20 protein-coding genes are annotated in these 19320 nt (G+C 64.5%); 15 read left to right on the top strand and 5 right to left on the bottom strand.

Translation table 11 applies throughout. From position 1 onward, the window contains the following. Window positions 1-46: 46 nt before the first annotated feature. The 3 genes from ACZYZ4_RS13120 to ACZYZ4_RS13110 are packed head-to-tail and all read right to left on the bottom strand — an operon-like array spanning window position 47 to window position 1868. Window positions 47-643, bottom strand: coding sequence for a DUF3618 domain-containing protein (locus ACZYZ4_RS13120; protein WP_463861516.1), 597 nt, complete (start codon window positions 641-643; stop codon window positions 47-49). Further along, a complete protein-coding gene (locus ACZYZ4_RS13115) occupies window positions 640-1071 on the bottom strand; it encodes a phage holin family protein (protein ID WP_463861514.1) in 432 nt (143 codons plus the stop codon). The genes ACZYZ4_RS13120 and ACZYZ4_RS13115 overlap by 4 nt, the downstream gene beginning before the upstream one ends. Then, a complete protein-coding gene (locus ACZYZ4_RS13110; RefSeq protein WP_463861512.1) occupies window positions 1068-1868 on the bottom strand; it encodes a hypothetical protein in 801 nt (266 codons plus the stop codon). The genes ACZYZ4_RS13115 and ACZYZ4_RS13110 overlap by 4 nt, the downstream gene beginning before the upstream one ends. Before the next feature lie 384 nt (window positions 1869-2252). On the opposite strand from ACZYZ4_RS13110, the gene ACZYZ4_RS13105 reads away from it, so the two are divergent. Both ACZYZ4_RS13105 and ACZYZ4_RS13100 read left to right on the top strand, forming a co-directional pair. After that, the gene (locus ACZYZ4_RS13105; RefSeq protein WP_463861510.1) at window positions 2253-2840 is read left to right on the top strand and encodes a MarR family winged helix-turn-helix transcriptional regulator; all 588 of its coding nucleotides are present in this window, start codon (window positions 2253-2255) and stop codon (window positions 2838-2840) included. 313 nt (window positions 2841-3153) lie between these two features. Continuing rightward, the gene (locus tag ACZYZ4_RS13100) at window positions 3154-3714 is read left to right on the top strand and encodes a Dps family protein (RefSeq protein WP_463861508.1); all 561 of its coding nucleotides are present in this window, start codon (window positions 3154-3156) and stop codon (window positions 3712-3714) included. 311 nt (window positions 3715-4025) lie between these two features. On the opposite strand, the gene ACZYZ4_RS13095 is transcribed toward ACZYZ4_RS13100, so the two are convergent. Then, window positions 4026-4250 (bottom strand): DUF2188 domain-containing protein, encoded by a 225-nt coding sequence (locus ACZYZ4_RS13095; RefSeq protein ID WP_463861507.1) that lies wholly within the window; start codon window positions 4248-4250, stop codon window positions 4026-4028. A 449-nt stretch (window positions 4251-4699) separates the two neighbouring features. Between ACZYZ4_RS13095 and ACZYZ4_RS13090 the strand changes: the two genes are divergently transcribed. The 12 genes from ACZYZ4_RS13090 (at window position 4700) to ACZYZ4_RS13035 (ending at window position 13537) form a co-directional block, all read left to right on the top strand. Continuing rightward, a complete protein-coding gene (locus ACZYZ4_RS13090) occupies window positions 4700-5491 on the top strand; it encodes a ZIP family metal transporter (protein ID WP_463861552.1) in 792 nt (263 codons plus the stop codon). A gap of 524 nt (window positions 5492-6015) precedes the next feature. Beyond that, window positions 6016-7005 carry a DUF4192 family protein gene (locus tag ACZYZ4_RS13085; RefSeq protein WP_463861505.1) on the top strand — a complete coding sequence of 330 codons (990 nt, stop codon included), beginning with the start codon at window positions 6016-6018 and terminating at the stop codon, window positions 7003-7005. A 194-nt stretch (window positions 7006-7199) separates the two neighbouring features. Beyond that, window positions 7200-7349: a hypothetical protein gene (locus ACZYZ4_RS13080; protein WP_463861504.1), complete on the top strand. Its 150-nt coding sequence runs from the start codon at window positions 7200-7202 to the stop codon at window positions 7347-7349. Window positions 7350-7909: 560 nt separating this feature from the next. Beyond that, on the top strand, window positions 7910-9265 hold the full coding sequence (locus tag ACZYZ4_RS13075) for a ParB/RepB/Spo0J family partition protein (protein WP_463861502.1): 1356 nt from the start codon (window positions 7910-7912) through the stop codon (window positions 9263-9265). 740 nt (window positions 9266-10005) lie between these two features. Then, complete coding sequence (locus ACZYZ4_RS13070) at window positions 10006-10275, top strand: glutaredoxin family protein (RefSeq protein WP_463861500.1); 270 nt, start codon at window positions 10006-10008, stop codon at window positions 10273-10275. A gap of 5 nt (window positions 10276-10280) precedes the next feature. Then, complete coding sequence (locus tag ACZYZ4_RS13065) at window positions 10281-10511, top strand: hypothetical protein (RefSeq protein ID WP_463861498.1); 231 nt, start codon at window positions 10281-10283, stop codon at window positions 10509-10511. Next, complete coding sequence (locus ACZYZ4_RS13060) at window positions 10508-10945, top strand: hypothetical protein (RefSeq protein ID WP_463861497.1); 438 nt, start codon at window positions 10508-10510, stop codon at window positions 10943-10945. Before ACZYZ4_RS13065 ends, ACZYZ4_RS13060 begins: the two co-directional genes overlap by 4 nt. After that, window positions 10918-11208, top strand: a complete 291-nt coding sequence (locus tag ACZYZ4_RS13055; protein ID WP_463861495.1) for a ParB family protein — start codon at window positions 10918-10920, stop codon at window positions 11206-11208. Before ACZYZ4_RS13060 ends, ACZYZ4_RS13055 begins: the two co-directional genes overlap by 28 nt. 139 nt (window positions 11209-11347) lie before the next feature. Beyond that, complete coding sequence (locus tag ACZYZ4_RS13050; RefSeq protein WP_463861493.1) at window positions 11348-11488, top strand: hypothetical protein; 141 nt, start codon at window positions 11348-11350, stop codon at window positions 11486-11488. Window positions 11489-11533: 45 nt separating this feature from the next. Then, window positions 11534-11791 carry a chemotaxis protein gene (locus ACZYZ4_RS13045; protein WP_463861492.1) on the top strand — a complete coding sequence of 86 codons (258 nt, stop codon included), beginning with the start codon at window positions 11534-11536 and terminating at the stop codon, window positions 11789-11791. A 35-nt stretch (window positions 11792-11826) separates the two neighbouring features. After that, the gene (locus ACZYZ4_RS13040) at window positions 11827-13167 is read left to right on the top strand and encodes a hypothetical protein (protein ID WP_463861490.1); all 1341 of its coding nucleotides are present in this window, start codon (window positions 11827-11829) and stop codon (window positions 13165-13167) included. Next, the gene (locus ACZYZ4_RS13035; protein ID WP_463861488.1) at window positions 13151-13537 is read left to right on the top strand and encodes a hypothetical protein; all 387 of its coding nucleotides are present in this window, start codon (window positions 13151-13153) and stop codon (window positions 13535-13537) included. The genes ACZYZ4_RS13040 and ACZYZ4_RS13035 overlap by 17 nt, the downstream gene beginning before the upstream one ends. 108 nt (window positions 13538-13645) lie before the next feature. On the opposite strand, the gene ACZYZ4_RS13030 is transcribed toward ACZYZ4_RS13035, so the two are convergent. Next, window positions 13646-14056 carry a hypothetical protein gene (locus ACZYZ4_RS13030; RefSeq protein WP_463861486.1) on the bottom strand — a complete coding sequence of 137 codons (411 nt, stop codon included), beginning with the start codon at window positions 14054-14056 and terminating at the stop codon, window positions 13646-13648. Between the two features lie 436 nt (window positions 14057-14492). On the opposite strand from ACZYZ4_RS13030, the gene mobF reads away from it, so the two are divergent. Beyond that, window positions 14493-19100 carry a MobF family relaxase gene (gene mobF / locus ACZYZ4_RS13025; RefSeq protein WP_463861484.1) on the top strand — a complete coding sequence of 1536 codons (4608 nt, stop codon included), beginning with the start codon at window positions 14493-14495 and terminating at the stop codon, window positions 19098-19100. Window positions 19101-19320: the final 220 nt, after the last annotated feature.

The following is a 19320-nucleotide window of genomic DNA, read 5'->3' as shown; positions in this document are numbered from 1 at the left end:
GCGGGGCGGGATCCTCAGCAGGGGCATCGGCCGCGCACAGTACAGGTCAGGTGTTCTGGACGTGGTCCTTGGCGTCGGCGGCGGTGTCCTTGACGTCGGAGACGCCCGCCTGGCCCTCTTCCTTGACGTGGTCAACGGCGTCGGTGGCCGTGGCCTTGACGTTTTCCATGGCTTCATGGGCGGGTTGCTTCAGGCCCTGGGCCATGTCTTTTGCGGCCTCGGTCAGCTCGGTGGTGACCGGCTCAGCGGCGGACTTCAGGGCGTCGGCGGCTTCCCGTTCCTTCTCGCTCGGCGGGATCAGGGACGAGACGAGCAGCCCCGCGCCGAAGGCGATCAGCCCGGCAGCCAGCGGGTTGCCCTGCGTCTTCACGGCTACTTTGTGGGGTGCGTCGCTGATGGCAGCACCGACGTCGCTGATGGCGGATCCGGCGGTGTCGGTGGTCGAGTGCACACCGCCTGAAGTGTGGTCCGCTGTTCCCATGACTTTCTCCTTCATTCCGGAGACGGCGTCTTTGACCTTGTCGGTTTGCCGGTGGACGATGTTGGACGGGGTCACTTTGTCGGCGACGGCGTCCACGTTGGTGCCCAGCCGTACACGGGTGGTTTCGATGTCGGCGCGGATGGCGTCCGGGTTTTCAGTCATCGGTTGTCCTCACTAGGTTTCAGGGTGGGCGGGATTTCCTGCAGCGTTTCGACGGTCTGGGGCATTCCCTTGATCTTCTTGAGTTCCTTGCGGCCGACCGTCACGAGTACCGCGGCGATGATGGCCCAGATAATCGCAACGACGACGACGGACCAGCCCAAGCCCATCAACCCGCCCAGGGCGTACCAGAGGGCGACCGAGAGGAACAGGAGCACGAAGTGGCCGGCAACGCCGGCGCCGGCGAGCATGCCGCCGCCCTTGCCCGCACGGCTACCGGACTGCTTGAGTTCGGCCTTGGCGAGTTCGATCTCCTGCCGCATCAGCGTGGAAAGATCCCGGGTGACCTCCCCCAGGAGATCTCCGAGGGAAGTTGAGTCCGCCTTGGCATGCGCGGCCGTGGGAGGCGGTTCGGGCACCTGGCTGCTCACAGCTGGCGCCCTTCACCCTCAACGAACGGGTCGTTGGGATCGCGCAGGGGAACCCCTGCCGAGCCCGGACCTGCAAAGCCGGGCCGTCCAGGCTCCCCGTATACGGTCTCGCCGTAAGCCGGAGCGCCGATCGTGGTCCCGTCATAGAAGGGCTCACCGGCGCCTGGCGTGAGGGTGCTTTCAGCCGCCAGGGGTGACTGGACGGGTTGCGGCGGAACGGCGGTGCCGGTAGCCGAGGGCGCTCCGGCCTGCAGGCTGCGGCCCAGCCGGCCAGCCAGCACCCCGGCACCGGCTGCGAGGAGCAGGAAGGTGCCGGGGCGTTGGCGGGCGAAGGACTTGACCTCGTCCAGCAGGGAGCCGGGATCCCTGTTCTCCAGCCAGGATGCGACGGAGGCGGAGCGGTCCGCGGCCTGGCGGACCAGGTCGGAGGCGACACTTTGCTGGTCCGGTGCTTCCGCCATGGTGCGCAGCTGCGAGGAGATGCTGCGGATCCCTTCGGCGGCCTTCTGCTGCTGCGTGCCTGCCTGGCTCGTCAGGTCGGATTTTGCCTGATGAAGGAGATCCCGGGCGTTGGTCTTCACCTCGGATGCGACGTTACCCGCCTCAGCCTTGGCCGTCTCGGCCACGTTCTGCGCCGCGCCGGCGGCCTGGCTGGCGACATTCGAGGCTTCTTCCTTGGCAACGTCCTTTTTGGACGAAGAACTCTCCGGCTCGACGGAAAATCCCGGCGTTTCGGCAATCGGGTACCGGTCACCCGTTGCTGGCGTTGCAGTCTGTGGCCATGGGTTCTCTGTCATCGTTTGCTCTCTTTCAGGAAAGGTCAGCTGGCGATCAGGAACCAGCATCTGCCGGGGTCGGTTAGTAAGCCTGGTTACGAACTAGATGGTACGCACACTTGCTATCTGATGCGCAAGGACAATTTGGGAATCGCTAATCGGTGTGCTCCCGCAGGGAATTTCGCGGCTCCGCCGTGGTCAGCTTGCGAGGAGCCGCCCGCCTGCTGCGACCTGACGCGGATTAGTAAGCACCCTTGCCAAATGCATGCTCGGCAGGCTTATCGTGGTGAGGAAGCGGTGTCTGGCAGGGCGGCGTTGTCCAGGCGGTCCGCGCCCCAGACGCGAGGGAGACGGAGTGCTCACGGCGGAGAACAGGGACGGCCAGATTCCGGGGAAGGCCTACCGATGAGCACAGAGCCTGAGCCGGACCTCCGGGCCGGCTACCGGCAGCTGGCGCTGGCAGCCCGGCTGGTCCAGCGCCGTCAGGACAACGCCCTGGCACCGCTTGGCCTGACCAGGGCCGCCGTCATGGCTCTCGAAGGAATCGCGACCGGCCCGCGGAACCAGGAACAGCTTGCGGGCATGGTGCACGTGCAAACCCAGACGGTCGGAAAGGTCCTGGCCCGGCTTCAGGCACGAGGACTCCTTACCAGGACCCCGCATCCTTCGGACCGGCGTCAACTCCTGATCGAGTTGACCGGCGCGGGCGAGGCAGCCCTGACTGCCGCCCGAAAGGCAGAGATCGACGCCTTTCCTGCTGACATGGACGCCGACCACTGGAGAATCCTTCAGCAAGAACTCGCCAAATTCGTCGGCTCCCTGCAACCTCCGCAACGGGGCTCCGAAACGTCCCCGGAGCCAACCCGTCTACGCGCGGTGCCAGGAACGGAGACACCGGGAGACACCCCGGTCCGCAGTTCACAGGGGAAGAGCACCCGGCCGGCACCGTCCCGGACACGGCTGGATCCCAGGGAACGGCGGGGACACCTGTGAGGCCGCCGGCGGATCCGGGCGACGGCAGTTGCACTCAGCCCGGTCGAGCTCCAACACTCGGCTGACCCGAGGGGGCAAGATGTGGAGGCCCTGCGGCCGGCCGTACAGGGGGGGCTTCGGGGCAGACGCCGGTCGTGTTCCCGTGGGCGGTGCCACGCACCGGGGAGACGGTGGCGGCTTCCGCGATCCCGGTCACTTTCGTTCCCGGCACCCGGCCCGGCTGCCGGGCTGCGGGTAGACGCCACCGCTCCGGGATCGTTACCGTGGAGTAACCGCCCGCCGGCACGCGGCGGCCGAAAACGGGGAGGCTTTCATGACCAGCAAGAACAAAGCACAGGCGGGATTTACCGTACCGGGCCTGGAACTGAAGCAGGGCCACAAGGCCGCAGGCATCCTCCAGGGCCGGCTTCATGCCCTCAACGATTTGCAGCTCACCCTCAAGCACGCCCACTGGAATGTCGTGGGCCGGGACTTCATCGGAGTCCACGAGATGCTGGACCCGCAGATCGAACTGGTACGGGCCATGATCGATGAAACCGCCGAACGTATGGCCACCCTGGGCGTTTCGCCCAATGGGCTGCCCGGCGCCCTGGTCCAGGCCCGCGACTGGGACGACTACTCCATCGGCCGGGCAGGAACCGCCGAGCATCTGGCCGCACTGGATCTGGTCTACAACGGAGTGGTAGCCAGCCACCGCACGGCAATTGAGAAAACCGGGGCCATCGATCCGGTAACCGAGGACATGCTGATCGGTCAGACCGGCAAGCTGGAACTGTTCCAATGGTTCATGCGCGCCCATCTGGAAGACGGCTCCGGTGACCTCGCCAACGCCGACGCACACACGGAGAAATCCGCAGCCTCGAAGGCAAAGTAGCGGCCGAGAACGGGTGCCGGAAGTGGTCTGACCGGGCGGGCCACTGTGCATGCCTGCGCCGCACGATGCATCGTGGAGGAGAACCGCGCTTGGGCGCCGGCGCCTCGCCGGTGCAGGAGTCGACTGTGAGTCCCGCTTCTGCCATGCCTGTTCGACTGCCCGGTAGACGGTGGAACTGCCGACCGGCTGCGCTTCGGTGAGCTCATGCGTAGAGACAGGCCCCGGCAGCGCCCACCGGGGGCCGGAAACCGCTTTGGCCAGCGATAAGGGCACCGGCGGGGCAAGCCACGCCGGCAAACCCTCCGCCACGATTAGCCCGGAACGTTCCGGGGATCGTTGCCGTAGCTGTTCTTGCTGGCGATCTGCCCGTCCTGGTTTTTGATGACGTGCTCAACCTTGTCCCGCTTCGCAGCCTCCCGTCCCTCAGCGATTGCTTCGTCCTTGCTTCCGCCGGTCGAAAACGCCCGTTCGGTTCCTTCGCGCTTGTTCTTCCATACGCCGTCTTCGTAGTACGTCTCGATATCACCCTGGGCCATTGAAATCTCTTTCTCTGTCACGGACTGCTTACATCGGCCACCCTACACAAACCCACCTCGGGAACGACGCCACTGTCCCTCAACACCCTATTGAGGCTTCCTGTGGCCCCCGGAACACGAGGATCGACGTGTATCCCTTGCCGTGCACGCACCAAAGTACGTTGGATATTTCACTACTTCACAAGTTGCCCCTATAGGAAGATTCGCTGCTAAGCCTGAGTGCCCCTGAAGTGGGCCTCCATGACCACGAAGCGCTCGACGAGGTGAGGATGGCTGGCAAGAGACGCGATTGAGCACACGGCGCTGGCACCGCACCCAAGGCACACCCGTCGACCCGCTGAGGCTGCGCCCCGGTGCGGTGCGTCGTAAGGCGCCAACTACACGAGACAGTCCTATCCGCAGGTTGTTTGTTGTTGTCTTCGATTCCGGCAGCCATCCATAATGTGGATGTGGGCACGTCCCTGCTCTTCGGTGTCGTGACTTCCAGCGCCTTGTTGCTGGGGGCCTTCGTGGGTGTGCGTTTCGAGTTGCCTAAGCGCATTCTGGCGATGATTTTGTCCTTCGCGGCGGGTGCCCTGATTACCGCCCTGACTTTCGAGTTATTCCAGGATGCCTTCGAGCGCGGCGGGATTTGGCTCGCAGCGACCGGTTTTTTCATCGGTGCCGTGGTGTTCACGTTCCTGAGCGCGCTACTCGACCGCTGGGCACAAGCCGGTTCGCGCCCGGTTCCCGCGGATGAATACCGGGGCAGTCCCAAGCTCGACACTGACGCCGCCGCCACGGGGCGGGCGCCGTCGGCGGCCTCCACCCGGGGTGCGGCGGGTCTGGCTCTGCTGGCAGCCGCCACGCTTGATGGAGTGCCGGAGAATCTCGCGCTCGGTGTCGCGCTGGGCGAGGGTACCGGCGGCTTGGCGCTGCTCGCCGCGATCTTCGTCTCCAACCTGCCCGAGGCCTTGGTCGGAGCGGCCTCAATGCGCAGCCAAGGCATGTCCACGTCCGCCATCATCGGGCTCTGGGGTCTGTGCTCGGTGCTGCTGGTCATCGCCGTAGTGGTCGGTGCCGGCCCGCTCTCCGGCAGCAGCCCGGAGACAATCTCGCTGCCGCTGGCCTTCGCGGCCGGAGCGGTGATCGCCGCGCTGGCTGACACCATAATGCCGGAGGCTTTCGAGCATGGTGGACCGGCAGTGGCCTTGAGCACGGCGGCCGGTTTCGTGCTCTCATTTGTGTTGTCACTGGCGTAAGGACTGCAAACGCGACTCGATTATCGCCATCTGATGCTGCCCCAAGGTTTCCTTTGTCCGAGGAAGACACGGAGAGGCGAGCCCCCCCACCAGGTGCCGGCATAGTGCAGGCTCGCAGGCCTCGCCCTGGTCTCCGCTGCGCTGCAACCAGAGAATGGCCGTCCGCTGCGCTCCCGCCTGTTGGGTCCGGTGCTGCCCGTCGCAGAGCTCCGGTCATCCCCGAACCTGTTCCACGTCTTCGACGTTTTTTGGTTGCTGTCCTCCGGATTCTAGGCGTCCGCTCCACCCCGTCTAGCCCCTCCTGCGTCGGGGCCTGCGGCCCAGGAATTTCCCCCACGCGCTCGTTCCTCGCTTATTCCGCCGGGGAATTTCCTGACCCTTGCCCTTTGGGTAGACAGGGCTCCGTCGGCCGCCGAGCAAGCGAGCTTGCCAGCAACCAAAAAACAACGGGGGAGAAGGGGAGCAGCTGGCACGGTAACGCCGTCCCGTCACCCTCCATATCTCGGCCAAAAAGGACACACATCATGACTGAAAAGACTCTCAGCCTCACCACCCACGCCGATCTGCTGGCAACGGTCCCGCACCTGATCGGTCACACCCCCACGGAATCCTTCGTGATCATCACCGCCAATGGCGGTGCATTGGGCACGGCGCTGCGCGCCTTCGCCCCGTCCGAAATCTCCCCGGTCGAATACGCGCAGATGATGGCCACCTACGCGGCCGAGGACGACGCGGCAACCGCCGCTTACGTCATCCTCTTCTCCGAGGAAACCGGCGCCTGCCGAGACGTCCACCCCTACGCGGCCCACGTGGCCGCGCTGGCTAAGGAACTGGCGACCGCCCAGATGCCCGTCCGGAACGTCTGGATCGTCACCGGCACGTACTGGGCAGAGTTCGGAACCACGGACCGCAAACCGCTGGACGCGATCACCGAAAGCGCAGCCAACGCCACGTTGATCTTCAGTGGCAGCGCCCCGGACATGGACGTGTACGCCCCGGCGCTGCTGGGCCACTGGGCGCTGCGGGTGCAGGCACCCGAGGGCACCGAAGCGGACATAGACGCAGCGTGCGAAGCGTGGGAGGTTGTCCTGAATGATCCGGCCATGCCCGACCCGGACACCGCCCGGGCGCTGGCGGCAGCGTTCCAGCACAAAACCATCCGGGACTACCTGATGCGAGCCACCATCGTCACCAACGATGAAGGCTTTGCCGACATCATGCTCGGCAAGCTGACCTACATCCCGAACTGGGCACGGATCGATCACGCCGAAGCAATTCTGTTCGAGCTGATGAAAACCGTCCCGGCAGGGCAGCGGGCACCCATGCTGTCCGCCATGGGCTGGCTGCAGTGGCTCAAAGGCAATAACGACCAGGGAAGCCGCTACCTGCGCCAAGCCACCCAGGACGTGGAGGAATACCGGCTGGCCGCCCTGCTGCTGGAACTGATTAACCGCGGTGCCGTGGCCGATGTGGCTCGTGACGCCACTAAGCGTTACAACGGACCGACCCGCTAGAACCTCTGCACCCGGTGGCTGGGACCTGATAACCCAGGGTCCAGCCACCGCGTCAGCGTGATTGGCGGCCTCCGCCGCACGCTCCCCCGGCCGCCAATCACGCTGACGCGGGCGCAGCCACGCACACAGGCCCCATGCAGCAATCCCGGTTACAGTGAAAGCAAAGCCACTGCAACAGCCAGGGAGCACCCACCATGGGCCACGACTACACCCTCACCGACGACGACCAGCCAGCTGCCGGCGCGTCCATCGCCGAAGACATTCTTGAGCTTCGCCTCATGACCCCAGGCAAAAACATCGGTCCCATCGATATAGTCGATGCAAGCGGCCACAGCGCACCTTAACCCCCTGCAGCAGCGACGCTGCAACCACAGATTTCCTTTTGGCCGAGGAAAACGGCAGAGGCCGGCACCCCACCAGGTGCCGGCCTCTCCACTTTTAAGTCCCGCCGGGATCCCGGCGCACCAATGGACGGCCGGCGCCGGCCTAGTGCAGGCTCGCAGGGCTCGCCCTGGTTTCCGCTGCGCTGCATCCAGTTGATGGCCGTCCGCTGCGCTCCCGCCTGTCGGGTCCGGTGCTGCCCGTCGCAGAGCTCCGGTCATCCCCGAACCTGTTCCACGTCTTCGACGTTTTTTGGTTGCTGTCCTCCGGATTCTAGGCGTCCGCTCCACCCCGTCTAGCCCCTCCTGCGTCGGGGCCTGCGGCCCAGGAATTCCCCGACGCGCTCGTTCCTCGCTTATTCCGCCGGGGAATTCCCGTGCCTTGCCCTGTGGGTAGACAGGGCTCCGTCGGCCGCCGAGCAAGCGAGCTTGCCAGCAACCAAAAACCAACGGGGGAGGGGCAGTGGCTGGCACAGTTCCACACCCCCCTCACCCCGAGCCAATGAAACAAGGAGAACCACCGCATGACTGCAATCGCAGAAAACCCGACCGTCACCACCGTCCCGACGCTGGAATGGTTGGACCCGGCCACCCTCACGGTGGACGTGAACGTTCGCAAGGACGCGGCCCTGACCCCGTCCTTCGTGGCTAGCATCAAGGAACACGGCGTGCTGGAACCGGTCATCGGCCACCGCAAGGACGACGGCACGGTGCATGTGCTGATGGGACAGCGCCGAACCCGCGCCGCCGTCGAAGCGGACCGGCCTCTCATCCCCGTTATGGTGATGGACAGCCCCGAGGAAGCCGAGCGGATCGTCACACAGGTCGTGGAGAACATTCAGCGCTCCGCGCTGACCGAAGCGGACGAGGCCGACGCTTACCACCAGCTTTCACTGATCGGTGTCTCAGCGGCATCAATTGCCAAGAAAACCGGACGGACCAAAACCACCGTTGAGGATGCTCTGAAAGCCAAGTCCACGGACGCCGGGACCGCCGCCCTAAGCAAGGGCTGCACCATTGAGGAAGCCCTGATTCTGGCCGAGTTCGAGAATGACGCAGACGCGACCGAGGAACTGGAATCGGTCATCGCGGATGAACCCGACATGCTCCACCACGTGGCCCAGCAGTTGCGGGACCGCCGGGACCGCGCCGCCGCACTGGCCGCGCTGATCGCGGAACTGGAAGCCAAGGGCAAGGCCATTGTGGAGGACGCCGGGCACTACGCCAACGACGCCACCCTGTATGTCTCGGCCGCGAAGCGGGCAGACGGGGAGGACGCGACCGACGAGGACGCCAACGCCTACGTGATCAGCACCGACTACCGGGGCGAGCATCACGCCAAGCCCGTCATCACCGGCTGGGCCGAGCTTGGTTTCACCGCCAAGCACGAGCGCTACGACGGCGGCACCACGGCCCAGAAAGGCCAGATGACCGACGAGCAGAAAGCCGAACGCAAGACCCTGATCGAGAACAACAAGTTGATGATCTCGGCCACGACGGTCCGCCGCGAATGGGTTGCGGCCCTGTTGGCCAAGAAGCAGGCCCCCAAGGGATGGCAGTACTTCACCGTCCACGCCATCACCCACCACGCAGAGACGGTCAGCGGCTACGAGGGCAAGGTGGCCACTGACATGCTGGGCGTGAAAGTCGAAGAATCCGATGCGTGGGCGTGGAACCCGCTGCGGGACCACGTCGCCAAGACCACCACCCGGCCCGAGTTCTCACTGATCGCGCTCATCTGCGCAGGATATGAAAAGACCATCGCCAAAGACTCATGGCGCTCACCGCACCAGAGCCACCGGGACTACCTCAACCAGCTCCTCACATGGGGATACACCGCATCCGACGTTGAACAGATCATCATCGACAGCGGCAAGTAACCACCACCGGGCATAGAAAAAGCGCGGACCCTAGATGTCTGAAGTATCTAGGCTCCGCGCTTTCTTCTCCCACCATTCTACCGGACAGACCCAGACCGCCCGGGGACGGGTCCACAGGTCCGGAACCGTGAGAATGGCGGGCGGTCCGCCGCATACTTTGGGCAGCATCCGCCGTGGTCATCAGCGGCGGACCGCCGTTCGAACGCGACACCGCATACGCCCCACGCCGGGTACAGCGCAGCAGCCCGCTGGGGAACGCGGTTCACCCAGAACCCCTCGCCCACCTGGGCACGGCAAAAGCTCAACCTCCGGGCTTTTCCCGCACACACCTGGACGACGGGACCCAAACTGACCGGCTGACCACAGTCGCCAGGTCACCAACCCTGGCACGTCACCACCGTGAGCCGGCGATCATGGACAGCCTCCAACCGCAGGGGTACTCAAAGACGAAAAGCTGGCGTGGACGACACAGTGAACGTCGGTGGCCACCAGGTGCCGGCTGCTGCGGGACCGGTGCGCGGCCGGCTAACAGGGCGGCTCTATTCCGAGGACCAGGAACGAGGCTGCTACACGCCGGAAGCTGACGGACCCACCACCCCTAAAGCTCACCTAAAATGGTTCCCAAAACCTCTAGATTACGCGGCAAAACACTTTTTATTCAGTTGGATAATTGGTAGAATGGAGGTATCAAGTCAAGCAGTCGAACGAAACTATTACCCATACGAAACCAGGTACTGAAAATGACTTCCACCATCACCGAATACACGGTCTACACCAAACCCGAATGCCCCAACTGTGACAAGACGAAGGCTTACTTCGAGTCCAAGGGCATCACCTACACGGCCGTTGATATCACCGAGAACCCCGCCGCCCTGGAATACATCACCGCCGAACTTGGCTACGCTCAGGCCCCCGTCGTCGTGAACAACTCCGATGATCAGGATCACTGGTCAGGGTTGCGCCGGGACAAGCTGGTCCAGGCTTCCATGAACCACAGCCAGGCAGCGTGAACACCATGGCCGATGCACAGCAGGGGGAGCGGTTCCCGCTCAGCCCGCGACGGATCACCGACGCTGACTGGTTCGGCCTTGAAGCCAACCAGTCCGGCACCATCAACGTCCCCATCGAAAACCCGTACCCGGCACCGCCGGCCCAGACTTCGCCCAGGCTCCGCGAGAATGACCGTGAGTGCCGGCGGCCCACACGCCGACACCAAAATTCCCGTCCGAAGGAGACCCGACCATGACTGAATTCCACGACCAGCTCCGCGCCCGCGTCCGAGGCAGCTACACCTTGGAAGCCGGAACGGAAATGCTGATCCGCGCCTTTGGTGGCCGGTTCGCTGAACCCGGCAACCCGTGGATTGATACGGACCCGATGAGCGGGAAAGCGTGGATCGACTTCGGAGAGATCCCGCCCCACGTCGGCGCGCTCTCCGGCGGGGAGCGCCGGTTCCTGATGCTCGCTGCATCCGTGGCCGCCGATGTTCCGATTGGGGTTGGGGAAATCATGGACGGCCTGGACCGTCCCCTGGTCGAGCTTGCCCTGGCAGCGTTCGCCCACGCCTCCGGAAGTCACGAACACTCCGGCCACCAGTTCAGTAACGATGGGTTGTCCCTTGTCCGCGGGGACCGCCCCGGCACCCTGTACCCATGGCCGGAAGAGAAGACCACGGGCTGACCATGACCAAGCCGACGTCGCACATCACCCCGTACTTCACGCAAGCGCAGGCTGACCAGGTACGCGCAGCGCTCAAGGCCGCCGGCCCCCTGGAGGGCTACGCCTCGCTCTCTGATCTGGTGGTGGCCGCGACGATGCGGGAAGTGGAGCGCCTCCAGCGCAAACACAACGGCGGCCGCCAGTGGACCGGCGTGCCTGCAGGGTCGATGCGCCCGGGCCGGCGGACCCGCGCCGAAACCGCAGCCAGTGAGGACAGACCATGACCACCCACCGCACATCCCGCCGGGACACGCTCACCGTGGCCGCCGCAGCAGTCGCGGCGGTGCTGCTGACGAGCTGCAACCCGTACAGCGCCGGACCGACGACAGTGAAGGATCCCGCGGCGTCCCTCGAAGCGTCTCCATGCGAACCGACCGGGACAGGCCCGAAACCATCGTGGAGCTCGGCCACGGAAAAGCCACCGGCTACGGCAAGGACTACGCCATGAGCAGCACTTTTGAAGCTGCCGCCGCCAAGGCCAGGGACGCTGGCCTGGGCCAATGAGCCTGCCCGTAACGACGATTCACACACGACCGTTAGGAGCGGACCATGTTCATCTTTATCTTCCTCGCAGCTTTCGCAGCTGTGGCCCTGGTGGGCTGGATCATCTACGCACTCACCCATCCGGTCCTGGCCGGCCAAGGCATCCTGATCTTCCTGTGCAAGGCAGCCGGCGTGATCGCCCTGCTCTCTGCCCTTGGTTTCTGGATCGGCCAGGGCTTCGCCCAGGCCATCCCCGGCTTCCTGTTCATGGCAGGATTCTACTTCGCAGCGAACAAGCTCCAGCTGCGCTGGCGCAGCTGGTGACCACGCGATGTCTCAACGAGAAGAAGGAACCTGGGATGCAGGAAGTCAGCGCTACAGTCTTTGTACTGGTTCTCCTCGGCTTCTTCAGCTGGATCTGCCACCGCCAGCTGCTGATAGCACGGAACAGTGATGTTGAGATCGAGCACCGTCTGAAGGCCCTGGCGAGAGCGCTGGACTCCTTGATCTTTCCCGTTCTTTGCTGTGCCGTCATCATTTCGAACTGGATGGATACTTCCGGTGCGGCCCTTTTAGGCGCAGGAATTGTGATGGTTCTATTTCTCACGGGCCGAGTCTTCAACCTGTTCGGACACGCGGCAGGTAAATATCAGAACGAACTTGAGGCTGGCTTCGGTATTCGGCGAGTCATCGCGGTCTCAAGCCGCCGAAGCAGGGAGTGCCTCGTCAAGAGATGGCAGCGATGGCGAGCAGAATGGGTTCCTAACGGCCTTTCAGCGTTTCGAATTCAACGCATCGGATCGCCTTTCGCGCTCCTCGAACTCGGCTGGTTTGTGCGCATGTATTTTGTCGCCGTTCCGGTCTTTCTGGTGGCGGCGGTGAGCTGGTACGTGTTCCGCAACCCGGGAAGTGACAGCACCAACGATGTTGTGCTGAGAATTTGGATCGTTTTCTACGTGAACATGTTCGCGGTGACCCTGATGCCGTTGTTTGTCCTGTCATGGTTGACCATAAAGTACTTTTCCGCGAAGCAGGTCATCAGGAATCAAGTCACCCTTCGACAGTCCGTCGGACTCCTCGCGTCTTGGAGTGGAGCCGGTGCCGCCATTGCCTTGGTTCTGGGCCTCTTGTCCTTCATACCCTCAAGATTTCTTTGGTCGTCGGCCACGTGGGGGCCGCCCCAGCCTTTTTTGCAATCGGCAATGGCTGACTACTCCCTTATCGGCGGGAGCATAGGGTTTTTGGCTGGCCTTTATCAGGTTGTGGTGTCAGCGACTCGAAGCATGGAAGACAGGCTGCTGGCCGTTCTGCTTCCGCCAGCCATCATGACCGCCTGGACCGCCGTCTTCGCTCTCGGCCTCGGCTTCACGCCACGGGAAAACGCTGTATACACCCTCGGCCTGATTAAATCCTCTGCCAAACTTCCTTCGGACCCGTCAAGCATCTCAGCCCAAGCTCTTACTGACTGGAAGACGCTGCTCGCGGTCGGTGGAGAGTCGGGCCTTTCGATGTTTCCGAATCCTTCAGCGTTCATCGTGATCATTGCATCGGTTGCGACAGTCTGGTCATTTGCAGTGCACCTGAGTAAGCGCAACCACAAACTGCCACCTGCAGACGACCAGACTCAAACGGCCGATGATCAGGTAGGACTCCTGTCGGAGCCTCCTCGACCGGTAAGGAATAGTGCAGGAGCTGTATAACGGACCTCTGCCAGCCTTCACCCTGGCCATCCGCCCGCACCGCTTTGCCTTCCACCTGGTGCACGACGTTCCCCTGGATTCTTTCGGGGACCTGATGCACCGATGTGATGTGCCGATCTGTGTCCGGGCCACGACCGGTGCGGACACGCATCTGGATCCGGGAACGAACCGGGAGAACATGGCTGACCGGCTCGCCAAGGGCCGGGACTCCAACGGATCGATGTTCCGCTGGCGCGGACTTTCCCGAGCTCTGTTTGCTGACCACTCGCGCCTGCTGCGCGATGAGGCCCGCACTCACGGCTGGGACCGTGAGGATCGCATCCGCGCCCTGCTCACCGGGGCAGACCCCGACGCCCCCACACTCTTCTAGAACATTGCACCCAAGACACAGATGGTCCCCGGCAAACCTGCCGGGGACCATTCTTGTGCGTGCTGCGTGCTGCGTGCTGCGTGCTGCGTGCTGCGTGCTGCGTGGTGCTTAGGCGGCGTCTGCCGTAGCGGGTTCTTCCTCGCCCTGGTCAGCGCTGGCCGTCGCGGTGGTGGCCTCGCTGCGCTCGGCCGCGTCGAGGTCGAGCATCTTCTTTACCTCTGCCCCGGTGAGTCCCAGTCGGGCGGCGACGGCGGACTTCGCTTCGCCGGCAGCGACCATGGCGGCCACCGTGCCGGCGGCGCTGCGCGTGGCCGCTTCGGCGTCTTCTTCTGCCTTGGCCATGATCGCGTCAGCCTTCGCCTGGGCATCGGCGCGTACCTGGTCGGCCTGTTCCTGCTGCTCGAAGAAATCGGCAGCCAGATCGATCAGTTTCTCGTGGCGGGCGGTGAGCTCCTGGGCTTTCGCCCGTGCCTTCTCGCGTGCGGCCAACTGCTGCGCGGACTTCCGTGGTGCTGCCATGTTTGTGGGCCCCTCCCCTTGGGTTTTCCGTGGGACAGACCTAGCGGCTAGCGCCGTGTCAGGCCCACGGCCCGGTGTAACCGCCGGATCGGTCTTCGTGAACAAACCTACAGGACCGGACCCCGCGACGCTCCCACTGGCCGTGGATTGTTTCCCCACACGTGGACAGCTCGGAGAGAGCAACCCTCTCTCCGCTGACCACCTGTGGACAAGCCAATCCGTTGCGGTTCCACACAATCGAACGCACGGTGGATAACGAAAAGCGTGTTACCCACCGCCCATTCTCATGTGCAGAACCGCATCAAAGACTTGATGGCCAAAACAGAGAGCGATTGCCTTCTGATTTTCTCCCCTGTCGAAAGGCAACCACACCCTGAATCTGTCACACCTCATGCATCATCGACGAGTGAGGTTCCCGGGCGGGTAGGCTGGGGCGATGATGACCGTGCACAAGCTCAGTGCCGGCGACGGATACACGTACTACACCCGTGAAGTCGCCAGTGGTGACGAGCTGCGCACGAAGGACCGTTCACTGGGGGACTACTACACCGTGGACGGCAACCCGCCGGGCCAATGGGGCGGCGGTGGAGCTGCACTCCTGGGCGTCAGTGGCGAGGTCACAGAGGCGCAGATGGCGGCCCTGTTCGGTGAAGGGCTGCACCCTGACGCCGCCGCCAAGCTCGCAGCTGACCCGTCCGCGAAGGTCGCCCTGGGCCAGCGGTACCGCAGACCCACGCAGAAGGACAACGAGCTGCAGGCACGCATCACCACCGCCACCGGTGACTTCCGGCGGATGAACCACCGGGAACCTGACGCGGATGCCAGGCGTCTGATCCGGACCAAGGAAGGCGCCCAATACTTCCGCGAACTCAACGGCCGCAACCCTGCCGATAAGGAAGAGCTGGGCAAGTTCATTACCGCCCAGACCAAGCCCGCTTCCCAGACCGTCGCAGGCTATGACCTGGTGTTCGCACCGGCCAAGTCCGTTTCCCTGTTGTGGGCTGTCGGCGGCGAGGACGCACGCAAGCAGATCGAAGCCGCCCACCACGAAGCCATCGAAGAGACCATGGGTTACCTCGAAAAGGAAGCCACATTCACCCGCCGCGGCCGCAACGGCGTCCGCCAGGAAGACGTCGAAGGCGGACTCGTCTACACCACCTTCCGTCACTACGACTCCCGCAGCGGGGACCCGCAGCTGCACGATCACGTCGTGGTGTCGAACAAGGTCATGGGCGCTGATGGGAAGTGGTCCAGCCTCGACGGACGCCTGCTGTACCAGTTCAACGTCGCCGCGTCCGAGCACTACAACCGGACCGTCATGGAGAAGGTCTGCACCCGCCTGGGCGTCGGCGTGACCGAACGCAAAGTCTCCGGGGACCGGCCCGTGATCGAGATCGCCGGGGTGGACCTCGCCGCCATCGAAGCCGGGTCCTCCCGCTCAGGGCATATCAAACCAGTCCTGGAAAAGCTGGTGCAGCAGTTCACCGAGGACCACGGGTACGCCCCCCACACCAAGCAGATGATCGCCCTCGCCCAGCGGGCCACCCTCGACACGAGGCCCGAGAAAAAGGCAGCCCGGAAGCTCTCTGACCTGGTGAACGAGTGGACCGAAGAGTTCTCCCAGGTCCCCGGCATGGTCGTGGGACCTGCCGCTGTGGCCAAGGCCCAGGCGCACCGGCACGACGCCCGCGACGCCGCCGAACGCGACGGCAGGCCGCTGGTGACTCACGCTGACGAAGTGGACGCAGCCGTTGAGGCAGCCGGTGTCATCCGCACCCTGGAGCGCAGCCGCGGCGTGTGGGGAGAACACCACATCGACGCAGAAACCCGCCGCCGGTTGGGATCGAAGTTCGGTGAGCTGCCCATCCCCAAAGACCTCATCGAACAGGTCAAGACCCGCGCCATCGACCAGTTCTCACTGCGCATTACCGCCACCAACCCGGCCTCCGAGATTGAGGGTCTGCGGCTGCGGAACGGTGCCAGCCGGTACGGCAAAGTCCACTCCACCCTCTACACCTCCTCCGGTGTCCTTCACAGCGAAGACCGGCTCCTGACCGCCGCCCAGCGCACCGTCATCCCCGCCGCAACACGGGACGCTTTTGAGTTCGCCCTGGCAACTCAGGACAGAGAATTTGATGCCGGGCAGCTGCGCATGGCGGGGGAATTCGCGTGCAGTGACAAACTCCTGGTGGTCGGTGTCGGCCCCGCCGGTGCCGGCAAGACCACTGCCCTGAAGCTCGCCGCTGACACCGTGCGGGAGGCCGGCGGCAAGGTGATCGGCCTTGCCCCCACTGCCGCTGCAGCAGCAGTCATGGGCAAGGAACTGGGGGCCAACGCGACCACCATTGACTCCTTTGTTCTCGGCTACAAGACCCAGAACCCCAACAGGGTTTCCCTGACTCCAGGGGATGTGATCTTCCTCGATGAGGCCGGCATGGTCGGTACAGAGTTGTTCGCGGCCGTCGTCACCATCGCTGAACAGCACGGCGCTGTCGTACGTGCCCTGGGGGATGACAACCAGCTCTCCGCCGTTGGTTCCGGTGGCGCGCTGCGGTACTTGAAGAACACCGTCGGTGCCGTGCACTTGGAGGACCTGCACCGTTTCCGGAACGCTGACGGCACCCCCAACAACGCCGAAGCGGCCGCCACGTTGGCGCTGCGTGAACCACCGGCTGTTGGCGAAGATGACCCGTGGGCCTTCTACCGGGAGAACCGCCGCGTGGTCGGCGGGGACGCCGAAACGATGACCTCCCACGTCTACGCGGCATGGGAGAAAGACACCGCCGCCGGTAAGCACTCAGTGATGATGGCGTTCGACAACGCCACAGTCACCGAACTCAACGCACGCGCCCAGGCCTACCGGCTGGGCACCGGCGCCCTGGCCGATGGCCCGGCCGCGACGCTGCGTGACGGGCTCGCCGCCCGCGCCGGCGACGTCATTGTCACCCGCCAGAACAACCGCCGGCTCTCCCTGAACCGTGGCAAAGACTTCGTGAAGAACAACGACGTCTGGACCGTCGCCGAAGTCCACGCCGACGGGTCCCTGACCGCCAAACACCAAGACCACGCCGGCACAATCACCCTGCCCGCACAGTACGTGCGGGAGAACACGATGCTCGGCTACGCCGCCACCATCCACCGCACCCAGGGCCTGACCTGCGACACGGTACATGCCCTTCTCACCTCTGCGCTGTCCCGGGCATTGGCCTACGTCGCCGCGTCCCGTGGACGGGAATCGAACAACCTCTACGGGGTAGTCCAGGAAGGCGAAACCCTTGCCGACGTGCTGCGGTCCGTGGCCGGGAACCACGACGGGAACCTCACCGCGCACGAACAGATCGACGCCGCCCGGGCAGCCGCCCGGGCACTGCCGGACATGGTCAACGTCTACAAAGACATTGACGACCAGGCCAACGAACTGCGGATGGCCAACACCGCCCCCAGCATCCTGGGCGAAGGCGCTGCTGAGCCGTTCATCGCTTCCGACGCGTGGGGCGCGATCGCCACCCACCTGCGCAAGGCAGAGAACGAAGGCTTCAACGTCGCCCACCTTCTGACCGACGCCGCCCGGGATCCGTTCGAGGAATCCCAGGACGCCGGGGCCGTCCTGGCATGGCGGGTTGAGGACAAACTGGACTACTGGCGCACCCGCGCCGAAGCCCCCGTGCGCCGGCCCCTGGAAGCCGTCAGTGATGAAGCACTGGAACGTCTCCAGCGTCGGGCCACGGGTGAGCTGATGCGCGCCCAGGCCAACACAGCCCAGAATCCCGGGGCCCCTGCACCGGACAGGCGGGACCTGGCCCGGACGTGGCTGGCCGAGACCAAGGAAACACCCTGGCAGTCCCGGCTCCATGGGCACGTCACCGACGATGACCTGGACGCCCGGATCACCCGCGCCAAAGAGCAGCTGCGCACTGACGTCACGATCAACGATGCCCCGGCGGCCGCCAAGGCCCGCTGGCTCGCCGGGTCCCTGCAGAAGGAGAAAGCGTTGCGTGAGCTGATGCCTGAGCCCGTCCGTGCAGATGAAGCCTACGAACGCGGCGCGGTCACCAACCACAGCCGCGACGAAAACGCCGCCCGCGTCCAGGCAGCCGATCAGATCCTCAGCCGGATCGAAGCAGAGCAGCTGCTCCGCCGCCGCCTCCCGGAGCCCGTGGCCACCACCCCCGCCCAGGATGGTCTGCCGGCATGGATGGCCCCGGCAGACGTCATCACCCACCAGGACACCCCCGCCCAGTGGCGCAAGGAACTCGAAGGATGCCGCGAGGCCATGGTCCAGGAAGTCAACCGTCTCGGATCCCAGCTGGCCGCCGCCCCGCCGGCATGGGCCGAAGCACTCGGACCCGTACCCTCAGACACCGACAAGCAGCAGCAGTGGCGGGACCTGGCCGCGGAGGTCAAGACCTTCCGCGACACCTACCGGGTCCCGGAGACCGAGAGCACAGTCCTGCCCGCCGAGTACACCGAAAAGGGAACCGGTGCCGAACTGGCCGCCCGGGTGACGGCCATGCACAAATACACCGCGCAGACCGCCAAGGAACCAATGTCGCCCGACGACGCCAAACTCATGGCAGAAGCCGCTGACGTGCAGGCGGCGGTGGCCGCCGAACCGACCCCTGCTGAGCAGGTCGTGGACCGACTGCGCGAGGAACGGTCACAGGACGTCACCCTGACCCCGGAACAGGAACGAGCCGAACGTATGGCCGACACTGTCCGGAAGGTCCGTGAGACCATCGAAGCCCGCGAGGGTGCACCGGCCACGGAGCAGGCACCGGAAGCTGTCAACGAGGCAATGAAGGACATTGCCGCACGCCGGGAAGCCGAGCGCACAACGGCGGAGCCACAGGCCCAGGAGTCCTTGAAGGACCGCATGGCCAGGATGCGCCAGGAACGTGAAGCGGCGCGCAGTGCCACTCCAAACGCAGGGGACGAGATCCGCGTGGCTCAGGAAGATAAGGCCGCGCAGGACGCAAAGCGTAAGGCCGAGCGCCGCGGCCCCAGCGCCGCCCCCGACCAGGGCCGGCGGGGTCCGCGCCTCTGACCTGGCGGCGGGCACGAAGAAAGGCACGGAACAGATGTTCCGTGCCCTTCTTCATGGGGCGGCTTGAGAAAAAGTCAGATATCCAACGCTAATGTTTTGCAATGCGGTGAAGGGGCGGGTTAGGCAACCCCTGTTTCTCAAAGTCTTTCTACTCGTATACGAGTAGAGCCGATTCATGCGCCAGAAGCGCGGTCAAACGTGGTCTGTTGCGTGTGTCTTA

This window comes from Pseudarthrobacter adonitolis (assembly GCF_055412845.1).
The sequence above is the reverse complement of the archived record's forward strand: the minus strand, read 5'-3'. Positions and strand labels throughout refer to the sequence as shown.